Annotated in this window: 16 protein-coding genes; 4 read left to right on the forward strand and 12 right to left on the reverse strand. The window is 32.9% G+C overall.

Annotated elements, in window-relative coordinates:
• Positions 1-156: 156 nt before the first annotated feature.
• The 7 genes from JI750_RS14225 to JI750_RS14255 form a co-directional block, all read right to left on the reverse strand.
• Positions 157-1509: a GH1 family beta-glucosidase gene (locus tag JI750_RS14225; protein WP_202003172.1), complete on the reverse strand. Its 1353-nt coding sequence runs from the start codon at positions 1507-1509 to the stop codon at positions 157-159.
• A gap of 430 nt (positions 1510-1939) precedes the next feature.
• On the reverse strand, positions 1940-2353 hold the full coding sequence (locus tag JI750_RS14230; RefSeq protein WP_202003175.1) for a hypothetical protein: 414 nt from the start codon (positions 2351-2353) through the stop codon (positions 1940-1942).
• A 39-nt stretch (positions 2354-2392) separates the two neighbouring features.
• The gene (locus tag JI750_RS14235) at positions 2393-2758 is read right to left on the reverse strand and encodes a DUF4359 domain-containing protein (RefSeq protein WP_202003178.1); all 366 of its coding nucleotides are present in this window, start codon (positions 2756-2758) and stop codon (positions 2393-2395) included.
• A 76-nt stretch (positions 2759-2834) separates the two neighbouring features.
• Positions 2835-3902 carry a type I restriction endonuclease gene (locus tag JI750_RS14240; RefSeq protein ID WP_202003181.1) on the reverse strand — a complete coding sequence of 356 codons (1068 nt, stop codon included), beginning with the start codon at positions 3900-3902 and terminating at the stop codon, positions 2835-2837.
• A 139-nt stretch (positions 3903-4041) separates the two neighbouring features.
• A complete protein-coding gene (locus JI750_RS14245) occupies positions 4042-4710 on the reverse strand; it encodes a response regulator transcription factor (protein WP_202003183.1) in 669 nt (222 codons plus the stop codon).
• A 6-nt stretch (positions 4711-4716) separates the two neighbouring features.
• Positions 4717-6171, reverse strand: coding sequence for a tetratricopeptide repeat-containing sensor histidine kinase (locus JI750_RS14250; RefSeq protein ID WP_369410029.1), 1455 nt, complete (start codon positions 6169-6171; stop codon positions 4717-4719).
• Between the two features lie 305 nt (positions 6172-6476).
• The gene (locus JI750_RS14255) at positions 6477-6665 is read right to left on the reverse strand and encodes a hypothetical protein (protein WP_202003189.1); all 189 of its coding nucleotides are present in this window, start codon (positions 6663-6665) and stop codon (positions 6477-6479) included.
• Positions 6666-7009: 344 nt separating this feature from the next.
• On the opposite strand from JI750_RS14255, the gene JI750_RS14260 reads away from it, so the two are divergent.
• Positions 7010-8020 carry a hypothetical protein gene (locus JI750_RS14260; RefSeq protein ID WP_202003192.1) on the forward strand — a complete coding sequence of 337 codons (1011 nt, stop codon included), beginning with the start codon at positions 7010-7012 and terminating at the stop codon, positions 8018-8020.
• 114 nt (positions 8021-8134) lie between these two features.
• A complete protein-coding gene (locus JI750_RS14265; protein ID WP_202003196.1) occupies positions 8135-8551 on the forward strand; it encodes a lipocalin family protein in 417 nt (138 codons plus the stop codon).
• 110 nt (positions 8552-8661) lie between these two features.
• On the opposite strand, the gene JI750_RS14270 is transcribed toward JI750_RS14265, so the two are convergent.
• Together JI750_RS14270 and JI750_RS14275 are read right to left on the reverse strand one after the other, a co-directional pair.
• The gene (locus tag JI750_RS14270) at positions 8662-12681 is read right to left on the reverse strand and encodes a PAS domain-containing sensor histidine kinase (RefSeq protein WP_202003199.1); all 4020 of its coding nucleotides are present in this window, start codon (positions 12679-12681) and stop codon (positions 8662-8664) included.
• Positions 12682-12693: 12 nt separating this feature from the next.
• The gene (locus tag JI750_RS14275) at positions 12694-13140 is read right to left on the reverse strand and encodes a response regulator (RefSeq protein WP_202003202.1); all 447 of its coding nucleotides are present in this window, start codon (positions 13138-13140) and stop codon (positions 12694-12696) included.
• A gap of 530 nt (positions 13141-13670) precedes the next feature.
• Here JI750_RS14275 and JI750_RS14280 point away from each other — a divergent pair.
• Positions 13671-15116, forward strand: coding sequence for a glycosyltransferase family 2 protein (locus JI750_RS14280; protein ID WP_202003205.1), 1446 nt, complete (start codon positions 13671-13673; stop codon positions 15114-15116).
• Between the two features lie 80 nt (positions 15117-15196).
• Here JI750_RS14280 and JI750_RS14285 read toward each other — a convergent pair whose 3' ends face one another.
• Positions 15197-15901 (reverse strand): AAA family ATPase, encoded by a 705-nt coding sequence (locus JI750_RS14285; RefSeq protein WP_202003207.1) that lies wholly within the window; start codon positions 15899-15901, stop codon positions 15197-15199.
• Between the two features lie 29 nt (positions 15902-15930).
• On the reverse strand, positions 15931-16662 hold the full coding sequence (locus JI750_RS14290; RefSeq protein ID WP_202003209.1) for a YggS family pyridoxal phosphate-dependent enzyme: 732 nt from the start codon (positions 16660-16662) through the stop codon (positions 15931-15933).
• Between the two features lie 160 nt (positions 16663-16822).
• On the opposite strand from JI750_RS14290, the gene JI750_RS14295 reads away from it, so the two are divergent.
• Positions 16823-17086, forward strand: a complete 264-nt coding sequence (locus JI750_RS14295; RefSeq protein ID WP_202003211.1) for a DUF2024 family protein — start codon at positions 16823-16825, stop codon at positions 17084-17086.
• A 136-nt stretch (positions 17087-17222) separates the two neighbouring features.
• Here JI750_RS14295 and pdxR read toward each other — a convergent pair whose 3' ends face one another.
• Positions 17223-18632 (reverse strand): MocR-like pyridoxine biosynthesis transcription factor PdxR, encoded by a 1410-nt coding sequence (gene pdxR / locus JI750_RS14300; RefSeq protein ID WP_202003213.1) that lies wholly within the window; start codon positions 18630-18632, stop codon positions 17223-17225.
• Positions 18633-18829 lie beyond the last annotated feature (197 nt).

The raw sequence follows: 18829 nt of genomic DNA on the forward strand, positions 1-18829 counted from the left end.
GAAGTTAAGCCCGCCTGCGCAGATGGTACTGCATCATTGTGGGAGAGTATGTCGTCGCCTTTCTTTTGAAAACCCTATCCAATTCGGATGGGGTTTTCTGTTTTTATATGATTTTGAAAATTGTTTAATATAAAAGTAAAAGAATTAAAAAGTGCTCTATGATAAAAAGTCTTTAAACCACAGTCCTGAATTTTTTATTGTACGCTTTTGCGTTTCAAAATCTATATGAATCAATCCGAAACGTGCATTGTATCCTTCTGCCCATTCAAAATTATCAGTTAATGTCCAAACAAAGTAACCATCGACATTTAAACCATCTTGTTTGGCTTTTAAAATCTGTTCTAAATGATCCTGAATATAGTGAGTTCGTTTTATATCATGAACTTTTCCATTTTTTACAATATCAGGAAAAGCGGCTCCATTTTCGGTTATAATAATTTTTCTGATTCCGTCATATTCATTAAATTTTTTGAGAACATGATATAAGGCAGCGGGGTAAACTTCCCAGCCCATATCTGTTGCAATGACATTTCTTTTTTCGGCACTTACTAGTTCTGCACCAATATAAGGTATAAGCATGGCAGATTTTACTACTTCTCTAGTATAGCATTGTAACCCAATGAAATCGAAATCGAAATTTAGATTGTTTAAATCGCCATCTAAAATATAATTATTAAGCTTTTTTAGAACTGGAAGATCTTTCTGTGGATAACCTAGTCCTAAAATAGGCTCTATAAAAGTTCTATTTAGTAAAGTATCTACACGTTTTGCAGCTTCAATATCTTTTGTGTTTTCAGTGGCGGGTTCAATATGCGTGCATGAAAATGTAGTTCCGATATTGGCATGTGGAATTCTTTCGCGAATTATTTTAGCTCCAGCAGTAGTTGCCAGAGTAACATGGTGCATGGCTTTGAGGTAATTGGTGATTCCTTTTTTTCCAGGCGCGTGGATGCCTAAAAAATATCCCGCTCCAGTAAATACGGAAGGTTCATTAATCACCATCCAATTTTTAACACGATCACCAAAGTATTGTATGCAAACTTCGACATATTCTTTGAACCAAGAAACAGATTCGCGATTTGTCCAACCTCCTTTGACTTCAAGTTCATGTGGTAAATCCCAATGATAAAGTGTTATCCAAGGTTCGATTCCCGAAGCCAGCAAAGTATCAATAATTTTGTTGTAATAATCGATTCCTGCCTGATTTATAGGATGAACACCAGTTGGCATAATCCTTGGCCAGCTGATAGAAAACCTAAAATTGGGAATATTTAGTTCTTTAATTAGAAGAATGTCATCTTGATAACAGTTGTAAAAGTCACAAGCAGTTAGAGCATGATGTCCGTTTTTGATTTTTCCTTTTTGAGAAGTAAAAACATCCCAAATAGAAGAACCTTTTCCGTCGGCGTCATGTGCCCCTTCAATTTGGAAAGCAGCGGTAGAAATACCCCACAAGAAGTCGTTACCAAATTGGTTTTTGTTTAAAAATGAGCTTTCAATTTTATTCATTCAATAATACTTTCCTTTGTTTATAATGGTTTATTAATGCAGGAAAGAAGATTGCATTGCTCTTAAAAAAAGCCATTCTTTGAAAGATACTAGAAATTTTAAATTAAAGAATTTCATGACGATTAGTTTTATATCAAATTAAGAAAACTAATGTGAAATTATTGTAAAGTGATTATTATTAAATGATTAAATATGGTAGGACGGAAAGATAATTAATCTTCCCATCCACAAAGTGTCAATCGTAAGCCTTGAGCTTGTTTAAGCGATGTTTTTACAGTTTCACTGCGACAGCTCGATAAGCCTCGGCAGGTTTCTTTATAATGATATTTTTTTGCGCCATTTGATCCGCAAATGTAGACATTGGTCTGTGGTGGTCGAAATGAAGTTGCAAAAACAAAAAATAAGAGTAGAGTATATTTCATTAGATATTTTATTTGACAATTAATTGATATTCATTTCCTTTTTTATCTGTAGCTTTTAATTTTCCATATGAAATCCATTCGGTATTTATTTCGATTTCTGAAACCGTATCAGTGGTTAAAACTCCTGCGCCGTATTTACCCTGAACGTTAATATTCCCACAAACAGAATCTCCTGCGTTATTAATTCCTTTCACATCATAATTATACTCATAATTTCCAGGATTTCCTGTTCGATATTCATAGTGATAGGTTTTATTTACATGATACGTTCTGGCTTCTTCTGGAGTGATTGTCTTTCGGTCATCTGCAGTAATTGCCGATTTATAAAATGAATTTATTTTTGGCAATGGAGGCGGAGAGTCTGTCTCCTTACAGGAAAAAAATATAAATATTAAAAGTAAGATTGAGTAGTTTTTTTGCATAGGCAATTGCGGTATTTAGTTGGACAATTTTTTTTTGTTTTACTGTTTTATTGCTTCATCTATTTTACTAGATAAAAAGACATTTCCTAATATGCCAAAGCCAATGGTTTTGTTTTTTCCTTCGATAGTAACATTTGTTGTAGAAAAAACAATGTAATTTGATGAAGAAACTATATTGTCTACCAGAATGTTTACCATTGATTGTGCTAGAGCATCTCCTAATATTCCTCCAGCTTTTGACATTTCATCGTTCGAAGTTGTATTTTCTTTGTCAATTTCTTTTTCTAAAAATACATTCATTTTCAATTTTACTTCTTCTTTATGTTTTTCAGTTCCAGGATTAGTAAGTGCGGCGACCAATACAAACAAGCAAAATCCAACAATTATGTAATGTTTTGGTTTCATAGTGTTTTGGTTATTAGGTTAGTATTTTTTGTAATAAGATAAATCTAATTAGAATTCACTTTTTGAAAATGAGTACTTATACGGGATTTAGTTCTGTCTCATAAAGTGCCACCGTTTCTAGTAATTCTTTTTCATATTGATAAATATCATCAATTGATGAAATTGCAATTTTGGCCTCGGTTTTATTATTGTTGAAAAGGCTTATGTATTTTTTACCGCTGTTTAGGTGAAGTCTGCAAAGAGGTTTTCGATTATTATCGTCCAACAGTATTCCAAAATAGGATTGTGTATCACGAGAGACAATTCTGGCAACTGGCAGTTTTCGGCGTAAAATGGCTACTACTATACGATAACCGTCCAGTTCTTCTTCAGTTGTAACAACTTTGTTGTCATCTTCAATTGAGATAATTTCTTCATCTTGTTGTTTAATAGTTTCTTTGCTTAAAGCCGCATTTAAACGATCATTGATTTTGTCGTTAATAAATTGGCTAACCGATTTTTGAACTAAATCTTTAAATTCATCAACAACTTTTTCTGTTAGTCTACCTGTATATATTTTACTTGCAAAGAGTTTTGTAAAATCGTTTGAAGGACTTTCTAATTCAGCATTGATTAGTTTTTTTATTTCCTTAATGTACTTTAATGAACTGGCATTGCTTACAATATTATCGACATCAAAATTCGCTTTATGAAATTTTGCAATTTCGTTTATCGTATTTTCTTTTAGATTACAGATGTCAAATTCTAAAAAAGGCTTTTCATCCATTTTGTTTTGGTCATCTAAATCAGTGAAAAATTGATATTGGATTCCGTTTGTTATAAGTGCAAATCGAGTTTTGGTAACATGGAAATAACGAAATAACTGAGAATTATGAACTGTAAGTTTTTCTTTCCAACTTTTACATTCTACAATAATAATGGGTTCTCCGTTTTGAAAAATAGCATAATCTACTTTTTCGCCTTTTTTTAAGCCAAGATCGGCTGTAAATTCAGGGACTACTTCTAGCGGATTAAATGCATCGTATCCTAAAGCATGTATAAAAGGCAGTACAAAAGCATGTTTTGTAGATTCTTCGGTTTCAATTTTACTTTTAAGCTGATTTATTTTATCTGCTAATGATTTTAGTTGAATATTCATTTCCATTGGTCTGTAGTTTTAAATTAATACTCAAAAGTAAAATCAATCAAAACCAGTATTTTACGGAAATCCATAATCCGAAAATTAATTTGAAGAAATAAAAAAAGCTCCCAAAGGAGCTTTAAAAATTGAATAAAATAGAAATCTAAATTACTCCCATATCTTTTGTAATCGAAACCAAATGGACAGTGTTATTAGCTTTAAAAAAGTCTTTTAGCTTTGCCAATCTTTTTTCCATAGCACTTTTGCTATTTGGTTTTATGTCATTGCTTTTAAATATTTCAATAATCTCATCCTGAGATGTACCGTCAGATAAAAATTTTAGAATTTTTATATCAACATCGTCTATTTCGTAATTGCCTTTTTCTTGAAGTGCAGAAGCAACTTCTTGCGAAATAAATTTTTGATCTGAAGCCGAAATTATGGTAAGCGCTTTTTTAAGATCCTCAATACTATTTCTGCCTTTTAGAACAAAAGCATTAATTTCAGAATCCTCAAAAAGTGATTTTATGCGAGCACTTTTATCTTCAATAGAATAAGCGATGATTTTGATCTCAGGTTGCAGTTCACGAACTTTCTGAATCAGCTCATCGCCGCTGCCAATTTTTACTTCGCGATGGTCTTTTTTAAATGAAAGATCACTAATTAATAGATCGTATGGTTCATTATCCTGAATCGCTTTTCTTATTTTAAGAAATGCATCATCACAATATTTTGTGTGCTGAAAATTGGTAATATTGAAATCACTCAAAGTTTGTTTAATGGCTAAATTGAATTCTTCAAAATCTTCGGCTATAATTACTTTTTTAAACATAGGCTTTTATTTAGGCATTGTTATTTTTACTTTAAAACCCTTGTTAGGTTCTGTTTCAAAAGTAATAGTTCCTTTATTAGACAAAATACGGTTTTCCATATTTTGGAGACCATTTTTTATAATTTTTGATTTTTCGCAACCTTTTCCATTATCACTATAATCAATAAGTAGTGAATTTGAGTTCGTATAAAATTTTATAGATACTACAGGAGCCTCACTATGTTTTTTCATATTGACCATTAATTCATGTAAAACTCTCTGAATGGCAATCTTTTTTAAATCTTCAACCGAATCCCAATTTATTTTTTCAACACCATTTATAATAACATTTGTCTGACTGCTATTATAAGTAGAAAGCATTTCTTTTAAATTATCCGAAAAATTTGATCCAGTATCAATATCATTATTTTCTCGAGAAATTCCGCGAACGCGTGAGTAAATGTCATCGAGTTTTTGAAGCAAGTTTTCTTTATTGCTTTCGTCTGTTAAAGACTGAGTTTGTGTATAGGTTATAGCATGAAAAACATCATTTGCTAGTCCGTCATGGATATCTTTGGCAATTCGGGTTTCTGTACTATATGCTGTTTTTATTTTTTCAATTCGATTTCGGTTTTGATAAAACTTTCTTAAATAAAGCAGTAAAAGAAAGAGAGATGAAATGCCTATTATGAAAAATATCTTTTGATAATGCGCTTTTTGTAATGCAAGAGAAGTCTCGGCTTGCTCTAATCGCAGTTTCTGGTTTTCCTCCTTTTCTTTTTTTGAATCGTATTTAATTCGGGCAAACTTGTTTTTAAAGTTGTTTCGAACTTTTATTATGCTATCGTTTAAAAAAATGAATTTTTGCGCATAAGCATTTTGAGTTTCAGAATCGTTTGAAATGAGAAAAGATAATGCTTTTAAGCGCTCGTCAATACTGCGAAGTTTTGAGGCAGTTTCATATGCTTTTACGGCGTATTCATTTGATTTCTGAATATTGTTTTTTGAGTAATATTGAGCAAGATGCAGATTACTTCCAATGATTCCATATAAGTCCTGAACTTCATTTCTAATTTTAAGGCCTTCCTGCATTAAAGCGAGTCCTTTATCATTATTTCCAATTTGAAAATAGGCAAACCCCAGATTGTCTAAAACACGTGCTTTACTTGTTTTTGAAATTTGTTTTTCATTTAAAATCGATTCTAAAATCTGAATTGCTTTTTCATAATTTTTCTGCTCAATGTAAATAACAGCAATATTATTTAGAGGAGAGAATTTAGAAACATTATTTTCGGCATCTTTTATTGCTTCGTTATAATAATAAATTGCATCATCATAAATTGCCAGTTCTTTGTCTGCAATCCCGAAAAAGTTATTTATAGAAACGGTATAAATATCTTTCTTTTTAACATACGGAAGAGCTTCTGTGAGTGTTTCTTTACTTCCGTAATAATCGCCATTTATCTGTTGGATCGAAGCCATCTGAATTAAATTATAAACAATATTGGCGCTGTCTTTTAAAATTTCAAAATCTAATTTTGATTTATTGAAATTGAAAAAAGCACTATTGTAATTTTTGTTTTGGAGATTAGTTATGCCCAGATCTCTTACTTTAAAAGCTTCCTCACGGTTGTGGTCTACCTTAATAGGTGCAATTGTTTTTTCTTTACAAGAAAAGAAAAAGAGAATAATTAGCAGACAAAAAAACGGGGATCGTAACATAAATCTTACTTTCCCCGAAAATAGTAATTTATTATAAATTACAGTTTTTTTTCTAAAATATTACATTATTTTTTTGGCGGTGGCGGCACCACAACTGGATCGTCATCTGGTCCAGTGGCCTGCATATCTTTCGCCGGAATTGTATCATTTTTGACTTCTGTTTTGTTTTTAGCTGTTTCGAGTTCATCAGCAGTGCAAGAAAATAATGTAGTTGACAATAGCGCGCACGCTCCCAATAAATATAGAGTTTTCATTTTTTTATAGATTAAAAATTAGACATGAGGATTGCTGTCTGGAGTTTTTCCAGATTGTTTTTTAATGACAGCAATGCCAAATTTTGTTTGGGAAGTGAAGTGCGTAGAACCGTAAGATTTTCATCTATACTTCCCGGAATAAAATCCGTCTTACGGTTTTCCACACCTGGTACATGAACTAGTTTTGTACATTTGCTTTTGACCTGCAGATCAAAGCGATAACTAATTTTGTTGAGGCAAAGTAACAACCGTTTTGGCCCTGTGTTAATACGGAATTCCGGGATTTCCGATTAAATTTTGTAAAATCCCTGTTTTTCCCTATAAATCCTTAAAAACCCAAAAAAATGAAGCCTATGCATAACAATACTTTGGAAGATTTATATAAAAAAGCCATTAGGGAAAAATATGAAGAAGTAAAAAATGGTGATGATTTTTATTTCTTGAATGCTCCAACAAGAGGAAAACTAAATAAGTTATGTTGGGAAAAATTTGCAAATAACGATATGCATTCAAATGATTTGACTGTATTCAATTCTTTACTAGGACTTTCTTTTGATATTAGTTCAAAAAACAAGTTTAAGCAAGAGACAGATCTATTTAGACCAGTAGAAAAATTTTTTAAAGGAGAAACAGATCCAGATAAAATCGATGTTGTTGATATGGCAGCAATTTTGGTAGATTTTAATCCGAGACCTTTTAATAAGTTTAGAAAAGAAATTGATCCAGAGAATTTGAAATTGATAGAAGAGCTAAGAAATACCAAACATTATAAACCTGAATTTTCTTCTATTGGTTTTATTGATAATGTCGAAATGGAAAAATTTCCTAGTTTAAAAACTGAAGAGGTAAAAGAAGATTTAACCGAAGAAGTAAAGCAAGATGAAGCTGAAGTAATAGAACAAGACGAAAATCAGAACTTGGAAACAATTCCAGCGGGTATATCAACTTCTCTTAATGTAAGTGGAGAGGGGGGAGGAAAATCTGGAATAATAAAATATTCTATAATTGTAGCTTTTTCAGCTGGATTAGTGATGCTCATTTATTTAGCCTTCTTTCAAAAACAGTGCATGCAATGGTCGGGTGAGCATTATGAAAAAGTAAGCTGCGATTTGGAAGTGAATGGTTTAGCAAGCTTTAATGTTGTAGAACCTTTTGACAAAACCGTTTTTGACTTAAAAAAAATAAATGTATGTGATACAACGGCTTTTTTTGATAAAAATGGAGAAGCTATTGTCTGGTATGGCAAAACAGCAAATGGAATAGACTTCTTTAATGGACATGGAAGACATCCTGAAAATAATAGTTCTTTAAAACCTGTAACGAGATATATTTTGAATAAATATGTAAAAAAGTAAAAATCTATGTAAAATGCGATTTATGTAAAATATTCGTAGAATCATGAAATTTTTTGTAAGTATATACTTTTAATTTAGCATTATTGAATTAAATTAATAAAAAACAAAGAAATCATGAAAAATAGAAACTTTTTATTCGTATTAGCCTTAAGCGCGGGAATGTTCGTAACCTCTTGTAGTAACGACGATAATGAAGGAGAAACAATAGTTCCAATTCAAGGGAAATATAATCTAAGCCAAAAAGGAACAATTGTTAATGGACAGGAAGTATTGGTTGATGCACCAGAGAATGCGGCGGGATGTAACAGGGATTATTTAGATTTAAGATTAAGTAATGCCGCTGTTATTGGTGATTATAATGGATCTGATTGCGCTTTAACAGAAACTACTGGTACTTATGTAAGATCTCATAATGATTTGACTATCACGGTAGGAAATGTAAGTTCAACAAGTGATATCATGAACCTTACTAACAAAGAATTAAAAATTAAAGACAAAACAACTGGTGTAATTACAGTTTATACTAGATAATAAAATTGTTTTGAGATAATTTCAATTTCCTTTGAAATGAAAAAACGGAAACAGCTTATTTGCAGTTTCCGTTTTTTTATGGAATTTAGAATTTGAAATTTCAAAAAATCTTATTTTACAGGAATATAAATATCAAAAGAAGCTCCTTGATTTTGAATACCTGAAGCGGTGATAATTCCGTTATGGTTTTCAATAATTTTTTTCACAATCGCCAATCCGATTCCAGTTCCGTTGTAGCGGTCTCTGCCGTGAAGACGCTGAAAAACTTCGAATATTTTTTTGTTGTATTGCGCTTCAAAACCGATTCCGTTGTCTGAAACCTCTATGTAGCAATATTTTTTAGCAGGAATCAGTTTTTCGTTTTCTAAATCTTTTCCAAGGGCAATTTTACTTCTAATTTTAATTATAATTGGAATATCAGGATTTGAAAATTTTAACGAATTACTGATAAGGTTATAAAGTAATTGCTTGAATTGAAACGGAATAATATCAACTTCAACGCTTTGTTCAATTTCAATTACCGCACTTTTTTGATCTAGTTCTTCGGTTAAATCTTCTTTTACCTCATTTATAATTTGAGCAAGATCTGTTTTTATGAAAATGCGTTCCTGAATATTTGTTCTAGAATAAGCCAACAAATCATTAATTAAAGTTTGCATTCGCTGTGCTGCGTTTTGCATTCTTTTAAATTTATCTTTTCCGTTTTCTGATAAATGTTCTGCTTCTTTCTCTATAATCTGAGAAGCAAAAGTCTGTATTTTTCGAAGTGGTTCCTGTAAATCATGACTTGAGATATAAGCAAATGACTGAAGTTCTTTGTTCATTTCTTCCAATTCATTGTTTTTCTGCTCTAGTTCGAGGGCGTTCATTTTTAATTTATCATCGGCTTTTTTTCTTTCAGTTAAGTCATGTGTTACTTTTGAAAAACCAATGATATCGCCCTTTTTGTTATGAACTGCCGTAATAACTACACTTGCCCAAAATAGATTTCCGTTTTTACGCGCGCGCCAGCCTTCATGGATTACCTTTCCTTTTTCTCGCGCCAGTTCCAAAAGTTTCTCAGGTAGTTTAGCTTTCTGATCTTCTTTGGTATAAAAAACAGCAAAATATTTTCCGATAATTTCTTCTGCTTTGTAGCCTTTAATCTTTTCAGCTCCAACATTCCAGTTTTCTACAATGCCATAAGGATTCAAGTAGAGGATTGAATACTCTTGAACTTCTTCGACCATTAAATGATAACGTTCTTCACTTTTGCGAAGCGATTCGTTAATCTGAATTAATTCTCTTGTTCTGGCTGTAACCTGTTGTTCAAGTTCATGCGTAAAAGCCTTTTCGGTATGAATATCAGTAAAGGCACCTACCCATTTTACAATTTTATTGTCGGGTCCAAAAACAGGTTCGCCAATAACAGTATGCCATCTGTATGAACCGTCTTTTCTTCTCATTCGCACATCACAGCGGTACATTTCTCCCGTTGCGAGCGCGTGCTGCCAGATTTTGACATTTTCATCAAAATCATCTGGGTGAATCATTTTCTGCCATGAACCTTCTATTCCAGGTTCAATTCCAGTATATTCCAACCATCTTCCCGAAGTGAAAAGAGCATTTCCATCAGCATCGGTTTCCCAGATTAATTGCGGAATACTTTCGGTAAGCAATCGGAATCTTTTCTCGCTTTCTTCGATTTTCTTTCTTGCTTCAACTTTTTCCGTAACATCAATAAGCGTCATTCTAATTCCGGAAATCGAATTATCACTTTCGCGAAGCGGAGCAAATTCAAAATCTACATAAAATTGATTGCCAAATTTTTCATTATCAATAAAAAGTAAAGATTCAGATTCAGCATATACATTTCCAGATTCATAAACTTGTTTTAATAAATCTGCATATTTCTGTTTATTGAGTTCTGGAAATATTTCTAATATCTTTTTTCCTTGAACCTCGGTTTCTTCTTTTTTCCAGATATTCTTCAACAACACGAAATTGGCCATTTCGATCACAAAATCATTTCCTCGTAAAATGGCTTTTGGAACAGGCGATTGCATGATAAGATTGCGAAGTTTCTTTTCGCTTTCTTCAATTTTCTGCTGGTATTTTTTTTCTTCAGTGATATCCCGAATAGTCCCAATTAATTTTTCGGGCTGACGGTTTTCATCATAAAAAACTTTTCCTTTTCCTTCAATCCAATGTACCGATTGATCTTTCCAGATTACGCGAACTTCATAATTTAAGAAACCTGAACTCAAAGCTTCTTTGAAACCTTTATTTCGAATATGCAAATCATCGGGATGAAGATGCGCCAATAATTCTTCGTGAGTAAGCATTATATCTTCGGTATATCCGCCAATAATTTCAAGATATCTTTTAGAATAAGTCGGAATACGGGTTTTTACATTCAGTTCCCAAGTTCCCAATTCGCTGGCTTCCACAACAATTTTAAGACGATCCTCGTTTAGTTCGATTTTTTTTCTGGCTTCAACTTTTTCGCTTACTTCGGTAACAGTCACTAAAATTCCAGAGATAGTTCCATTTTCTTCTTTCAAAGGATGGTATAGGAAATCAAAATAAGAAGTTTCTATTTTTCCATATCGGTTTAAAGGAACAGGGACTTCAATTCCATGAAACGGAATTCCTGTATTTAAAACGTTGTCTAGTAAAGGACTAACGCTTTCTTTTACTTCTGGAAGAGAATCGTATAATGGTCTGCCAACAAAAGTTTGTTCTTCTCGGTCTATCAGTTTTAGATAAGCTTCGTTTGCCATTTCCACGACGTATTCTGGCCCGCGAAGAATCGTGATGCCAACAGGAGCTTGTCTTACAGTATCACGAAATCTCTTGTCGCTCTCTTCGATTTTCTGTTTGGCTAAATATAAATCTGTAATTTCTACAGCGGTATTCATTACTCCGTAAATTTTTCCAGTCAAATCATACAGAGGTGTAAAGCTATAATTGAAATAAAACGATTGCAAAACATTATCGATAACAATATCTATACGCGAATTTCTGGAGTGAAAGGATTGCCCTGTATTAAAGACCGATTCAACTTGTTCAAATACTGACTGATTTTGCAATTCAGGAAGAATTTCTTTATAAGTTTTTCCAATAACATCAGGACCTTTCCCCCAGATTTTTATGATTGATTCATTTGCGAGTTCAATACGCATTTCTTTCCCTACGTAAACAGCAATCGGAAAAGGAGCGTTTTCTACCAGCTGTCTTATTTTTTGTTCGCTTTCTTCTATTTTCGTGCGAGCCAAAACTTGAGCTGTAACTTCTGTAGCAATTGCTGCAACGCCAGAAATAGTTCCGTCAGGTTCACGCAAAGCTTCGTAGACAAAGTTGATATAAGTATTTTCGGTTTGTCCATTTCGATTTAATTGGACAAATAATTCGTCTGTGGTAATTTTTTTTCCGTCTGTAAAAACGTTCTGGAGAATTTCATCAAAGCCTTGTTTTTTTAATCTGGGCAAAGCTTCAAAAATAGGCTTATTAATTACATTTTCGGCTTTTGTTTCCCAAAGCTGGAGCATTTGTTCGTTGGCGATTTCAACAACATGATTTTCACCTCTAAAAATACACATGGCAACGGGAGCCTGCATAATATTATTGACAAATCTTGCATTACTTTCCTGTAACGCATCAGCAACAATTTTCTTTTCGGTGGTTTCGATAACCGTAACCAAAATTCCGCCAATAGTACCGTCTTCTATTTTTATCGGACTATAGGAAAAGTCAAAAAAACAATCTTCTGTATAGCCGTTTCGATGAAGCGGAACTTTAAAATCAGGAAAACTTACAGCATGTCCTTTCATAACATCGGCAAACATTGGTCCTATGGTATCCCAGATTTCAGCAAATGTATCTTTAGAACTTCCGCCTAAAGCTTCTGGATGTTTAGAAGCGCCAAGGATAGGACGAAAAGCATCATTGTAGAGTTGAGTATAATTTTTTCCCCACGCAATGTACATTCCAAACGGATTGCCGAGCATCATTGCGGTCATTGTTTTTAAACTTTGTGGCCATTTTTCAGGATCTCCCAATGGCGTTTGGCTCCAATCTGCAGAACGAATTAATTCTCCCATTTTTCCTCCTTCGGAAAGAAAATAATGTTCCTTTTTTTTGCGGTTCATTTCCAAAGAAGATTAAGGTTGCAGTATGAAATTGGCTCTTTCGGGCTGTTTAAATTTATTTTCTGATGCAATTGTCAGTGCTTTTTCGATTACGCTTTTAAGTTTAGAAAACTCACCTGGTTTTCTAATATAATAAGAAGCGCCTTTTTGATAAAGTTTATTTACTATTTCACTATCAAGCGAAGTAGAGAAAATGATTATAGGTAGGTTTTTCAGTTTCTCGTCATCTTTTATTTCATCCAAACATTCAATACCATTTTTCCGAGGCATATTTAAATCCAAAAAAATAACTTCTGGAAGATTAGAAATATTATTTTTTAAATAATCCATTAATTGTACGCCATCATGAACCGTTAAAAGATCGGCGCTGAAAGTTATTTCGTCGAGAGCTTCTTTAAAGAAAAGGCAGTCGTCTTCGTCGTCATCAGCCAGTAAAAGATGGTAACGCTCTTTACTCATTTTGTAGTCTCCTTAATTTTAGGGTTAAGTTTGTTTTGATAAATTTAACTTTTTTAAGTAAGATTTCCTGATTTTTTAGGAAGAATGTTTCTTTAAGGATGCAAAAAAGTGTTTTTGAGATCTATTTATTCTTTTAGACAATTTTATTTTGATAACAGCGTTTTATTAATTCTCACCATTTTTTCGTCAGAGAATTTGTTTTTTTGAGATTTACACTTTTTAAAAATTAAGAAATCAAAACCGCTCTAAACCCTTTCAAAATCTCACTTTTCAATTCCGAATTCTACAATTTTAGTGTATACCGTATCCAAAAAGTGTGAAATAATTACACACTCTTTTTTGTGTCTGTTTTTGTAAATCGCTCTATACCAGTTTAAAATCGTGTTGGCACGCCGCTTGCAAAATGTGTTAATGTCAAAATCTTTGATGTGTTTGTTTTTTTATTGTTTTTCGAAAGAGATTCAGATAAACTAGAAAAGAAAAGATTTTGCTAAAAGCCAAATTAAGCAAATTAAAAAAGGAGTATAAGCATGGAAAGCGAAACAATTATCTCAGAACAATTTTACACGAACAGCAGTTCAGCGATTAGCGAAAAAACAATAAACGGTTCTTTTTTCGGAACTAAACAAAAATCCCAAAAAATACATGTAGAAAGACCAACAAGTCCGTTTGGATTAGCGGTTCTTATCGGAACTTTTTTATTGCTCCTAGCAGGTGTTGGAGTAGTAATTCTGTTGCAAGATGATTTTGAGAAATTTCATTTTGAAAGAATTGCCTCAACTTGGGGATTACCATTTTTAATCATAACTACAATTTTATTCTTTTATCAGGCAGGAGTTTTCTTGTACAGTTCTTTCTTGTATTTGAGATATAAAGCAATTCCATCAGTGTCAGACGATTTATTGCCAACTTGTACGATTATCGTTCCAGCATACAATGAAGGAAAATTAGTTTGGGATACTTTATTGAGTCTTGCAGACAGTGATTATCCAGCAGAAAAATTACAGCTTTTAGCAATTGACGATGGAAGTAAAGATGATACTTGGTATTGGATGCAGGAAGCAAAAGCAAAATTGGGAGATCGTGTAACGATTTTTCAGCAACCAAAAAATCAAGGAAAACGTCAAGCCTTATACAGAGGGTTTAAATTAGGAACGGGGGAAATCTTTGTAACAGTAGATAGTGATTCTATTGTGAAAAAAGATACTTTAAGAAACTTAGTAAGTCCGTTTGTAGTAAACAAAAAATGTGGAGCCGTTGCAGGAAACGTTCAAGTTTTGAACAATAAAAAAGCGATTTTACCAAAAATGCTTAATGTAAGTTTCGTAATGAGTTTTGAATTCCAACGTTCTGCAGAGAGTGAGTTAGGTTCTGTATTATGTACGCCAGGCGCTTTGGCAGCTTACAAAAGAGACGCGGTTTTTAACTGTCTTCCAGAATGGATTAACCAGACTTTTATGGGAGAACCATCAGATATTGGAGAAGATCGTGCTTTAACTAATATGATTTTGAAACAAGGTTTTGAAGTGAAATTTCAAAGAAATGCAGTTGTGTTAACCAATGTTCCAGAAGAATATAAAGGGTTATACAAAATGTTCATTAGATGGGCGAGAAGTAACGTTCGTGAGAACCTTATGATGGCAAAATTTGTATTCAAAGATTTTAGAAAAGACTCAAAATTTGGACCTAGAATGTTATTCTTAAATCAGTTTTTCAAAATTGCAATGACGTATCCATTCTTATTGTTTATGTTTTATTTTATTGCAGTTCACCCAGTATTATTTTTGAGCTCAACATTAATGGCAATCTTAATCTTTTCAAGTTTTTCAATGTTGTTTTATGCAAAAAGATACACACTTTCAGAATCATTCTGGGCCTATTCATACAGTGTTTTTTACACTTTCAGTTTATTCTGGATTGCGCCTTATGCCATTGCAACAGCCAACAAAAAAGGCTGGTTGACAAGAGGCTTATAAACAAGTACACTTTCATTCTATATAAAACTCCACCCAAGAAAAAACCCGTTGCAAATTTTACAACGGGTTTTTTAGTGTTTTTATTTCGAATCTAAGGCAGCAATAATTTGCTTTTTCATTGTCGTATTTATATAGTCTAAAGCTTCAGCATAAGAAATTGAATATTTTCTTTCTATGTTTTGAAAATGCTCTGGAAAACTGCTTAAAATTTTATCATAATAAATATTGAGCTGTTTTTCTGAAGGCATTTCATACTTCAAACGAAGCTGAAATCTTCTTAATAAAGCACTATCAATTATCTCATAATGATTGGTCGCGCAAATCAATAAACTATCAGAAGGAAAATAATCAAAAAGCTGAATGATGGTATTGACCAAACGTCTCATTTCGCCCACGTCTTTATCGTCACTGTCACGGCTTTTTCCGATCTGGTCAAATTCGTCTAAAAATAAAACTGCTCTTTCTCTGATTGCTTTATCAAAAATGGCTTTCAAATTCTTAGAAGTTTCACCAATTCTCGAATCAACAACAGTGCTGAGGTTTACAATAATAATGTTTTTGCCTAACGTATTGGCAATTGCTTTTGCCGTTGTTGTTTTACCGCAGCCAGAACTTCCGTGCAGTAGAATTTTATTATCAACTTTAAGATTGTACTTTTTTAATTCTTCGATATATTGATGTTCTTTGATAATCTGAAGCAACGCTGCTTTATTTTCATCACTAAAAAATAAATCGTCTAAAGCAATTTTTTCAGTATCAATTACAGTAAGATCATTCAGGTTCATCTGTTTATTATTTGCTGCAAAATTAAGTTTTATTCTGCAATGTTTTCGTTCCAGATTTCTTTTCCTAAAAAGCGGTTTCCGAATATCGAAGTGCCAACTCGCACCATATTCGAACCTTCGGCAATGGCAAGTTCCAAATCTTGAGACATTCCCATAGAAAGTTTTAGATCGGTTAAACCTTCAATACTTTCTGAATAAATTTCATCTCGAATCGTTCTTAAAAGCCGTAGAGACGGAATCATTTTTTCTTTTTCAACATCCAACAGGCCAATTGTCATTAAACCTTTTATATTTAAGGTCTCACAAGTTTTTATTTTTTTTATGAAAGGTAAAACTTCATTTGGCGCCAATCCAAATTTACTTTCTTCGTAAGACGTATTTACTTGTACAAAAACGTCTAATTTTCGGTTTTGGCTTTGGAGTTGTTTATGAAGTTCTTCGGCTAGACTTATTCGATCCAAAGATTGAATGCAAGTAGCGTATTTCAAAACATCTTTTACTTTATTGGTCTGAAGATGTCCAATAAAATGACGCTCAACTGGAAGATCTTTCAAAATATCGTTTTTATCCCTCAATTCCTGCATTTTGTTTTCGCCCATTAATGTTTCGCCAGCTTCAATTGCAATGCGTATTTTTTCTGCAGGAACAGTTTTGGTTGCCAATAAAAGCTGTACTTCATCAGGATTTCGCCCAGCCATTTTACAGGCATTTTCGATACGCTGATGCACTTTAATCAAATTAAAAATAATATCGTTTTTCATACTGTAAAATTATGTTCAAATAGCAAAATCTTGCTGGACCAGTATATTTTAAAAAATGAAAAAACTGGATGATTTTCAACTTTTAAATCCTATGTAAATTTGCATCATAAAACAATAAAACTTAGTCCCTTAGTGACTTAGTAACTTAGAAACTTAGGAAATGAAAATAGCAGTTTGGGATACTTATGTAACCCGCAAAGACGGAAAAATTATGCACTTTGATATTTTGGTTGATGAAAATGTTAACGATGCAGAGCAAGTATATGAATATGGTAAAAAATACCTGAAAAGTGTAGAACAAGAAGGACAGGCTTTATCTTCTAAAGAATGCCGTTTCTGCCACATAGACAAAGCGCCGATTGAAGTTGAAAATCAGATTCGGGCAAATGGATTTTCTATTATTGAAATGGAAAACTGTAATTAACTTGTTGTTAAGTTAATTGAACGCTGATAAAAAAGATTCGCTATCGCGAAAACGCAGATTCACGCAGATTTTTAAAATCAGTTTTTTTCCGCGTCTTTGCAATAGCAAATCCGTAAAATCTGCGTCTAAATTTTAGTTATAGTAATTTAGCAATAGCTTTAATTCCTTCTTCCATTTGTTTTTCGGAAAGAGAAGCATAACCCAGACGAAAGCCTTTAATAGTTTGATCAAAGCTAAATCGACTCGGGCTCATAATCTGAATGCCTTGCAATTTTAACTTTTCAAAAATGTCTAGAACGTCAATTTCTTCTTTTGGTACAATCCAGAATGCAAGTCCGCCTTCGGGTTTTGTAAAAGTGATTTTATCTTGAAGATATTCATTTAGCAAACTTTCGAAATAATCTCTTTTGTTTTTATAAACCAAATTGGCTTTTTTAAGATGACGCTTTATTTTGCCTTCGTTGATGAGGTTTAAAATTGCTTCTTCCATAATATTATCGCCCTGAACATCGATTATCTTTCTATGATTTCCAATCTTCTGAATATTTTCATGAGAACTGGCTAAGTATCCAATACGAAGCGCTGGAGCAACAATTTTACTGAAAGTGCCAATATAAATGTAGTTTTTTAAAGCAGCATAACTTGAAATAGGAAGTATTGGGCGCTGTCCAAAATGAAACTCATTATCATAATCGTCCTCAATAATCGTAAAATTATATTGATTAGAAAGTTCAATCAATTTTAATCTCTTTTTTAGAGAAAGCGTTACCGTGGTTGGAAATTGATGATGAGGTGTAACATAAATGGTTTTTATATTTTTATGTTGGAGATATTTCTCAACCTGATCAATATCCAAACCGTCTGAGTTTACATTTACGGGAAGTAATGTTGCGCCAGCATTTTCAAAAGCTTCCCAAGCAGGTTTGTAACCCGGATTTTCGACCAAAACAAAATCGCCAGATTTTAAAATACAATGTGAAGCCAGATACATAGCCATTTGGCTTCCGCGTGTAATACAGATTTGATCCTGCGAAATACTCATACCGCGTTTGAAGTTCAGCATTTGAGCAATAGATTTTCTAAACTCCAAATTTCCCAATTCACTGCTATAACCCATAATCTGCCAGCGCGATTTTCGGCTAAACAATTCTCGATACGCTCTTGCCAAATCATTCATTGGCGCAAGACGGCTGTCGGGAAGCCCGTCATCAAAAACTAAAAAACTTTTAGGTTCTTCAATAACAATTTTCGGATCTATTTTATTTTCTGATAAATGATTGATGGTTGGAAGTGAATCTGTTACAAATGTTCCTTTTCTATCAATTGTTACGAGCCAGCCTTCGGTAGTTAGAACATCTAAAGCTTCTACAACCGTATTTCGATTTACTTTCAATAACTCGGCAAGCTGTCTACTTCCCGGAAGTGCATTTCCGCTTACGAGTTTACCAGTTTTTATGGCATCAATTACAGCATCGGCAATTTGCAGATAAATGGCTTTATCGGATTTTTTATCAAGCTGAATTTCTAAAGGCCAAGGACGAAGCATCTGGACTATTTATTATTTAGTAGAATGATTTTATTAGATAGTCCAAAGGTAATTTTTTCTGATGAATAAACGACATTGTTTGAGCTGAAAAAAAATCTTATTTTGTTGTTTTTTAGTCTTTTACGAATACTTTTATGAAAATCAGAGCTTTAGTTTTGCAGCGTTAAATGAATGATTATTAATGCTTTGAAATTGAA

Source organism: Flavobacterium tagetis, assembly GCF_016735615.1.
In the GTDB taxonomy this organism is placed as follows: domain Bacteria; phylum Bacteroidota; class Bacteroidia; order Flavobacteriales; family Flavobacteriaceae; genus Flavobacterium; species Flavobacterium tagetis.